This is a genomic window from Bacillus sp. ME78 (assembly GCF_903970865.1).
GTDB classification, from domain to species: domain Bacteria; phylum Bacillota; class Bacilli; order Bacillales; family Bacillaceae_G; genus Bacillus_A; species Bacillus_A cereus.
Map to the genome: position 1 here is coordinate 1 of NZ_CAJCKK010000061.1, position 3859 is coordinate 3859.

Consider the following 3859-nt stretch of genomic DNA (forward strand, 5'->3'; position numbering starts at 1 on the left):
TCCCATACCGAACACGGAAGTTAAGCTCTCTAGCGCCGATGGTAGTTGGGACCTTGTCCCTGTGAGAGTAGGACGTCGCCAAGCGACTTTAAGACGAGTCAGAATGACTCGTCTTTTTTGTGTTTAATGAAATAAGCGTGTAATTAATATCGGCTCTATGAGTACGTTTATCTAGTAAGAAATAGCTTTGTTTTAGCATACCTTCAGAAAAATAAGGCTGAGTTTTTTAGGCTCTTTAATTTTGAGCTTTAAAGTCTATTTGTTAACAAGAATATATACGAGGTATTGCCCTCTGTAGCCTACTCACACCCTCTTTTATTTCTTCAGTTGTTAAATGTCCATACCCTATAATAATTCGATTGTGATGTTTTCCTTTTTCAATGGCGTGGTCTTCCACAGGATATACCTTCACTCCGAGTTGTTGGGTTTTCTCAAGTAATTCTTGTGTGAATTGAACTTGATTGAATTCAACAATCAGGTGTAATCCTGTAGAATAACCAAAAATATTGATTTTATTTGAGAATGCTGATTTTAATTGCTGGATAAGGAAGTCTCTTCGATTTTTATAGATTTTTTTCATCTTCATAATATGCCGTTCCAAATAACCTTCGGCAATAAATTTAGCAAGGACAAGCTGATTTAAAGAAGGTGTATGTAGATCGGAAAACCATTTTACCCTGCGACATTTTTCAATAAGGTGTGAGGGAAGAACTAAGTATCCCATCCTAAGGGCCGGTGATAAAATTTTACTAAATGAACCTATATATATAACACGTTCGGGATCCAATCCCTGTAATGAACTTACAGGTGAACCTTCATATCGAAACTCACTGTCATAATCATCTTCAATAAGATAACAATTTGTTTTTCTTGAGTAGTTAATCAATTGAACCCGTCGTTGAATCGGTAACGTTCCACCTAAAGGAAACTGATGAGAAGGAGTAATGAAGATGAATTTTGGATTTTTATTTGCAGGCAGCAAAGATGTATCCATTCCATTATCATCAACCGGTATAGGAGAAAGTAAGGCTCCTGAATTTTTAAAAATTGTTTGAATGTCATTGGTGATGGGATCTTCTATTAGTACTTCGTCACCTGGTGATAAAAGTAACTTAGAAACAAGTGTTAAAGCTTGAGTTGCACCGGAAGTAATCACCAATTGTTCTGGATGACAAAAAACTCCTCTTGTTTTTAGTAAATACCGTGATAAAACCTTTCTTAATTCGGGGCGCCCTTCGGGAATATCGTATCCAAATGTAGAAGGAGGTGTTTCATTCCATATAGTGTGGGATAACTTTGCCCATCCCTTACGTGGAAATAAGTCTAATGCTGGTATCCCTGAACGGAAATTAATGATATTACTGTCTTTGTTTCTTTCTTCGCACCAAGATAAAGAATCAATTAGAGTTGATTTTTTACGTTGTTCTAAATATGTCCCTTCTGCAATGAATGTCCCGGCTCCTTGCTGAGTGACCAAAAAACCTTCGGAAAATAATTGATCATAAGCTTCTAAAATTACGTTCCTAGACACCCCTAACTCAGAAGATAATTCCCGTGTTGATGGTAGTTTTTCTCCGGATTGCAGCTCTCCGTTTAATATTCGTTCACGTATTTGGTGATAAACCTGTCGAATTAAACTTATATCTAACGATCGATCAATAGGTATCCAAAGCATATAAATGCTCCCTTCAGCAAAATTGGTACCATAAAAGTTTGGGTGAAATGGTACTAATACAAACCATTTTAGCATGCTATAGTTGGATCAAATAGTTCTAAAGGGGATGAAAATGTGATGACTAAACCAGAATTCCAAGTAGCTCAGGCATTTAAATCGATTGCACGAAATGAACATATAAAATCCTATGTACAACAATCTACTGAACTCTATGCGTTATTATTACAAGCTGCGAAACGCTTTGTCACCGGAGAAACGAGACATGAGGGGATTGGGACGGCAAAGGAACTAATTACAAAAGGTTATCATACTTCACTAGAATACATAGGGGAAAATACTCTAGATATAGAGGAATGTTATAAAGCTAAAAATGAGTTTTTGAATCTTATTGGGGACATGGGTGCTCTATCTATGAAACAAACAGTATCACTCGATTTATCGCATATTGGGTTATCTATAGATCCAGAAATATCTTATATTCATTTAATGGAGTTGGCAGAGAAGGCGAAAGTACATGGAACTACCCTTATGATAAGTATGGAAGAATCATCTAAAGCAGCGGACATTCTTTCCATTTATAAAAAGGTAACTGAGCAATATCATAATGTAGGGATAACAATACAGGCACATTTATATCGCTCAAACAATGATATTCAAGAACTCCTTCATTATCCAGGGAAAATAAGAGTTGTAAAAGGTGCCTATCAAGAAGTTCCGGATATTGCTATGCCTAGGTCAACTGATTTAAATCAACAGTATCTTCAAATTGTAGAACAACTAGTTGAACACAATCATCCTGTATCTATAGCTACACATGATGAAATTCTTATTACAGAGATGGAGCAACGTCAATATTTTAGTCAAACTAATGTAGAAATAGAAATGCTATATGGAATTCGTCCGGATATGTTAAGAGATTTGAAAAAAAAAGGACATAACGCTAGAGTATATTTGACTTATGGGAAAGAGTGGTACTTGTATCTATGTCACCGGATAGCTGAACATCCAGAAAATTTATATCGTGCAGTGACAGATATGATACATTCACCTTCAGCAGAGCGGAGTAGGGAATATTGAATAGACATTTAATACTAAATGTAAAAATGATTTTGGCTGTGGCCTAAAAATAAGAGCCGGATTTTTCTTAGAGTAGAAATTCCGGCTCATTTTATATTGAAATTTTTTTAGTATATATTTGTGTTAAAGGCGGACAGCACCCCTGTAGGTATTGAGAGGATTAAGATTTATAATTGTGCAGCCGTCGTATACCTTGTTGTAGAATTGTTTTTGTATGGTTGTGTATTCTTAGGGGGGAGATAGAAACAACGGAAATTATAATTCTATATGTATTTCAAAAGGGGGATATATACTAGAAATGAAACTAAATGCTTTGTTAGTGAAATGATTCGCTCTTTTAGCAGTAAAACGTAAATATAGGTATGGGATTAATATCTATTAATGTTATATAAAAAGTGAAGTAATGAAAGGAACAAGCATTCTGTATATGTGTGTTCGGTACACTTGATAAATTGAGGTACGTATTTTTAATCCAGTATATGTGTTTAAATAGGAAATACTATTAATCAATTCGAACCTTGAGCATATCTTAAATGTTTATTAAGAGAATATAGCTGTATGGAAATAGATGATACTAAAGATGAAAGAGATATAAGGCTGATATTTCAGTGAAACAGGGATAGTTAGTAAATATATTAGTGTGGTTCTATATATTTACGAGTAAACAGATAAGCAACCATTACTTCATATAAGGAGAACTTGGGAAGAGTAGTATATGAGTTTATTATGGATTTCTGTATCGTTGTCTGTTATAAGAATACGTATATCTTCAATCGTTTCTAATAGAGGGCGTGATAAACAAAGAGGTATTAATATTTATTAAAATAAGATTGTTAGTTTCGCTGGGGAAAAACTTCTGTACAAATTAAGTCTAAGGTTTAAAGAGAAGTAGGCGGTAGCTCTTTAGTAATGAATCCTCAGAGAGACGTATCTAGCTAAAAAAGCATAAAAATATTAAATTGAATTTCTTTATAAAAAGGTGTTGACGATTATACTTTAGAGGTGTAATATAGAACAAGTCGCCGATGACATTAACGTCGCAAGCGACAAATGAAATGAAAAACTTAGTTGACATTAACTAACGAAGATGTTAACATAAGGAAGTCG

General features: G+C 34.5%; 2 protein-coding genes. One reads left to right on the forward strand and one right to left on the reverse strand.

What is annotated here, in order from left to right; genetic code table 11:
- Positions 1-262 precede the first annotated feature (262 nt).
- Positions 263-1675: a PLP-dependent aminotransferase family protein gene (locus H6481_RS27815; protein WP_000964404.1), complete on the reverse strand. Its 1413-nt coding sequence runs from the start codon at positions 1673-1675 to the stop codon at positions 263-265.
- 117 nt (positions 1676-1792) lie between these two features.
- Here H6481_RS27815 and H6481_RS27820 point away from each other — a divergent pair, with 117 nt between their 5' ends.
- On the forward strand, positions 1793-2752 hold the full coding sequence (locus H6481_RS27820) for a proline dehydrogenase family protein (protein ID WP_097962152.1): 960 nt from the start codon (positions 1793-1795) through the stop codon (positions 2750-2752).
- Positions 2753-3859 lie beyond the last annotated feature (1107 nt).

Coding starts and splice junctions, on each gene's coding strand:
- H6481_RS27815 (WP_000964404.1), bottom strand. CDS start 1,675: ATGCTTTGGATACCTATTGATCGATCGTTAGATATAAGTTTAATTCGA.
- H6481_RS27820 (WP_097962152.1), top strand. CDS start 1,793: ATGACTAAACCAGAATTCCAAGTAGCTCAGGCATTTAAATCGATTGCA.